7 protein-coding genes are annotated in these 3,721 nt (G+C 49.4%); all 7 read right to left on the bottom strand.

Translation table 11 applies throughout. The features are described from left to right. Window positions 1-575: ParB/Srx family N-terminal domain-containing protein (locus tag AK963_RS26690; RefSeq protein ID WP_175404674.1), on the bottom strand; the 575-nt coding region annotated here is incomplete at its 3' end. A gap of 3 nt (window positions 576-578) precedes the next feature. Then, complete coding sequence (locus tag AK963_RS26685) at window positions 579-947, bottom strand: 3TM-type holin (protein WP_066018384.1); 369 nt, start codon at window positions 945-947, stop codon at window positions 579-581. Next, on the bottom strand, window positions 944-1,369 hold the full coding sequence (locus AK963_RS26680) for an N-acetylmuramoyl-L-alanine amidase (protein WP_066018383.1): 426 nt from the start codon (window positions 1,367-1,369) through the stop codon (window positions 944-946). The genes AK963_RS26685 and AK963_RS26680 overlap by 4 nt, the downstream gene beginning before the upstream one ends. Window positions 1,370-1,387: 18 nt before the next feature. Continuing rightward, on the bottom strand, window positions 1,388-1,663 hold the full coding sequence (locus AK963_RS26675; protein WP_066018382.1) for a hypothetical protein: 276 nt from the start codon (window positions 1,661-1,663) through the stop codon (window positions 1,388-1,390). 134 nt (window positions 1,664-1,797) lie between these two features. Then, the gene (locus AK963_RS26670; RefSeq protein ID WP_066018381.1) at window positions 1,798-2,382 is read right to left on the bottom strand and encodes a bacteriophage antitermination protein Q; all 585 of its coding nucleotides are present in this window, start codon (window positions 2,380-2,382) and stop codon (window positions 1,798-1,800) included. Continuing rightward, entirely contained in the window at window positions 2,379-2,849 is a 471-nt protein-coding gene (locus tag AK963_RS26665) for a RuvC family protein (RefSeq protein WP_066018380.1), read from the bottom strand. The genes AK963_RS26670 and AK963_RS26665 overlap by 4 nt, the downstream gene beginning before the upstream one ends. 297 nt (window positions 2,850-3,146) lie before the next feature. Continuing rightward, the coding region (locus AK963_RS33735) for a hypothetical protein (protein WP_202969877.1) at window positions 3,147-3,721 on the bottom strand (575 nt) is incomplete at its 5' end.

The following is a 3,721-nucleotide window of genomic DNA, read 5'->3' as shown; positions in this document are numbered from 1 at the left end:
AGGTCGTTTTTAATCTCATTGATCACTTCAATGAGTCGGAGCTTGTTCTCATGGAGCATGACGAGTTCAAAGGCTGAATACCCCTCATCCGTTCTCCGAGGCTCACGATCCCCGCTATCGCTATCACTACTTGCCGGTGGAGCGTCAGGAACATCGAAGAACTCATCAGTACTGACCTGAAAGAAGTTCTCATCAAAGCCGAGAAGGTCTAAATCGAAATCTTCTGCCTGAAGTGCTTCGACTTCGAGTGCCAACAACTCCAGATTCCATGAGCTCGTTTCAGAAAGCCTATTGTCTGTAATGATGTAAGCCTTTCTCTGCGCCTCAGATAAGCCTTCGAGAACGATACAGGGAACCGTTTTGAGTTCGAGTTTCTTTGCCGCCATCAATCGACCATGGCCAGCAATAACACCGCCTTCCTCATCAATCAGGATCGGATTAGTGAAGCCGAACTCTTTGATGGATGAGCAAATCTGAATTATCTGTTCCTCATCGTGAACACGAGCATTATTCACATAAGGAATCAGGTCATTGACCTTACGCTCGACGAGCTTGTGTTTTTTCTTTGCTGCCATTCCTTAGCGCCTTATCTTGTCTGCGACTTTCTCAATACCACGGCTCGCTATGTAGCCGCCGATACCGATTTGAACGATGGAAAAGAGTTTGAGTTCAACCGCCTCGGTTAAATCCGGGGCTGACCATCCGAGCCAACGACAGACGATCAAGGCAGTGAAGACGAGCATAACGATCGGTCGCCATGATCGCTGTAGCCAACTCTCACCTTGAGCCTCTGCCTTGATAACCCCGGCACGCTCGGCTAACTCATCGAGCTCACCCTTGACCGCTAAATCGACGAGCTGATTTTTGGCCTCAGCCGCCTTGTCAGGATCGGGGATAATTTTCTCGATGATCTTCCCGATAACTGGAATTGCTGCCGCCCAGGTCATCGAATAGACTCCCGCCAGTCCTCGACAATGAAGTTCGGACAGGTCTTGTAGGGAGTGAAGAAGTAATGCCCGACAACCTCTGCCTCCGGGTAGCGGAGCTCCAAGGTTTCGATCAGCATTTCGAGCATGAGCCATTGCTCTGATGTGAAGTTATCCTCTGGATCACCATTCTCATCAATACCGCCGATCATGCAGACACCGACCGACTCATGGTTATGACCCCTTACGTGGGCACCTTGAGCCTGTGAATGCCGACCATGCTTGATCGCTCCATCCCGTTCGATAATCCAGTGATAGCCGATATCCGACCAGCCGTTATCGACGGTATGCCAATGCCGTATGTCCTCAGTCGTCACACCTTGATCGGCACGGGTAGCCGAGCAATGGATAACGATGTAATTAGTTTCCATCCTTGGAGTCATCGGGCTTCCCTGAATAAATTACTTTCGAACGAAGTAGGCAGCGAGGCCGATCATTGCTGAGATAACGATCCAGCCGAACCGTTCAATCCCGGCGAGGATGACGCCTCTTGAATTGCTGGCCTGTTCGAGGGTGCGGATACGGGTTTCCATATCGTTGAGCCGGGCATCAATCGTGCCCATGTTTTCGTTCTGGTGGGAGATTCGTTCTTCGATTCTGGCGAGTTGGGATACTGCCTCGCTCAGTTTGTCCAGCTTCGTATCAATACGATCGAGCCGGTCGGAGAGGTCAGCCATAAGTGCGTCCTGCACAGGAGAAATTTCGGGCGAAAAAAAACCTCACGCCATCTCTGGGTGAGGTTTCTGATTGTTCTGACAAAGTAACCGTTTTTGTAATCATTAGCAAGTTTTGGTGAAAAAACGTTCAAAACTTAATCAGTTTGCTCCTTGCCATATTTCAGCCGTTGAACGGAATTTGCCACCGGGACTAATGCCATTCGGTCTAACTGCTGGTCACAGAATTGCCAGTAATACTCATGCCATGGTTCAAAGTCACGCTTCCAGTTCTGTCGCTGAATGTTGCAGCGATTGATAATCAGACTAACCGGGTACAAGTGTATTTCATTGATGACAAACGCCCGGTAATCCAGAACTGCATAGGCCACGACATCACGAATTTTCTCCTTGGTCACCTCCCGGTATTTTCTCTCAATGCTTTCCAGGTTTTGCCGAACGTCCCTATCCAGCCATTCAAGGAAGCGTCCCTGATCTGGCAAGTGGTGCTCTGTCCGGGGACCGTATGCCCACTTTGCCCATGACTTGTAAGGCTCATCCAGCCCTTCAACCGTTGAGATAATCATCCCGGCTTCAACAGCATTACAAATTTGCTGATTGATATTGGGATTTTTCCCTTGGTTACTTTCCCAAAACTCCTGAGGATCAATAGCATAGCTCTTGCCCGTTAAGTGAACGGCATAAGCGTCATGTATCGCCTGCCTTGCCGAGAGTAGTATCATGCTTGTCTCTCTCCGTATCTCGCAATGAGCACAGCATCAGCACGACCATTGTCTTTTTTTCGATGAACGTCCGCATCCGGGTAGAGGTCTAACACCTTACCTCTCGCTGCATCCTTAGAGCTCCCTGTGAGCCCTGCACGGCGTTTCCATGACTGAGGGGTTACATAGGTCAGGGGAAAGCCCATTAAGCTCACAGCGGATTCTACTGCCCCGTATGACCTCCCGAAGTTAAACATCGAGACAACGCCCTGACCTGGCATCGCTCCAACTTTTTCGAGATAGACCATCTCAACATCGTTCCGGGTATAGCCCCCGAAAATACTCATCAGTCCATAGCCGTTAACCTTCCGCTTATTCCCTTCCGGGGATACCGGCATATCGACGAGCTTCATCAGCTGCATACTGGTACTCTCCAGTACCGCTATCCCTCCCGATAGACCCGGGTCTATTCCAATAATTAGTCTCATACTTTCCTGTCCCTAAATTCTCTTTTTTTCTTCCCTGAAGTCTTTTGCTTTTTAAGCCCTCTGACCCGGTGTTCTCTTAGTGCTTCCTTCGCCTCATCCCATCCATCCCTCTCTTTAAGAGAGAGGGAGGGGGAGTGGAGGCAGCAGCTAAAGGCACCCGACAAGGCCGCAAGCCAGTAAAATCAAGGGTTTCAGAGGATGGAGGTGAGAAAGAAAAAAAGACATTACTCACCCCCGGTGAGGTCTGACGATTTTTTGCTTTTTTTTGGTCAAAAAATAGCCAGTTATTTTTAAGGTTCAATCGTCTGCTCCGAAGACGATATCCCGGCCTTTTTGAGTGATAGTGACAAAGGGCTCATCGACCTCTAAGAAGCCTCGCTCGACAAGGGCGGTAAATGTACGGCTCCAGTTTTTCTTAGGAACAATGCCTTTCTCTGTTGCTGCATCCTTGAGATTTCTTATCTCAATACGAGCAAGAGCAGGATCACGGCCTGAGCCTGCAAGAACAGCCTTTGCACAGACGATTTGCTTATTGAGTATTTTGATAATCTCTATCTGCTTCTGACCGATATTGATTTCCGCCTGTCTCCTTCCTGCTTCTGCCGATTTTTCCTGAGCTTCCTCACGCTTTGCGAGCATGTCTGCATTCTTGTCAAAGTAACTGAGAACACAGCTGTATTGAGGCTCACCATCGTCATCCATGAAAGGGAGTCGGACCGGATCAAAGAGGAAATTAACAGGCTCCGGCTCATCGGCATCTTTCATCTTCTTTGCGGTGATCTTTACTTCGTCGTCTGATTTGACCACCGCATACTCCGCATCGAGCGCCCCCTTGAGCGCACTGTTGCCACGGGCACGATCCTTCGACCCGA

Origin of the sequence: Endozoicomonas atrinae, assembly GCF_001647025.1 — a bacterium.
Classification (GTDB): domain Bacteria; phylum Pseudomonadota; class Gammaproteobacteria; order Pseudomonadales; family Endozoicomonadaceae; genus Endozoicomonas; species Endozoicomonas atrinae.
This window is presented reverse-complemented; position numbering and strand designations above follow the sequence as displayed.

Bases quoted from the DNA above. Each gene is read 5' to 3' on its own strand.
- AK963_RS26665 (WP_066018380.1), bottom strand. From the start codon at position 2,849: ATGAGACTAATTATTGGAATAGACCCGGGTCTATCGGGAGGGATAGCG.
- AK963_RS26675 (WP_066018382.1), bottom strand. From the start codon at position 1,663: ATGGCTGACCTCTCCGACCGGCTCGATCGTATTGATACGAAGCTGGAC.
- AK963_RS26680 (WP_066018383.1), bottom strand. From the start codon at position 1,369: ATGACTCCAAGGATGGAAACTAATTACATCGTTATCCATTGCTCGGCT.
- AK963_RS26670 (WP_066018381.1), bottom strand. From the start codon at position 2,382: ATGATACTACTCTCGGCAAGGCAGGCGATACATGACGCTTATGCCGTT.
- AK963_RS26685 (WP_066018384.1), bottom strand. From the start codon at position 947: ATGACCTGGGCGGCAGCAATTCCAGTTATCGGGAAGATCATCGAGAAA.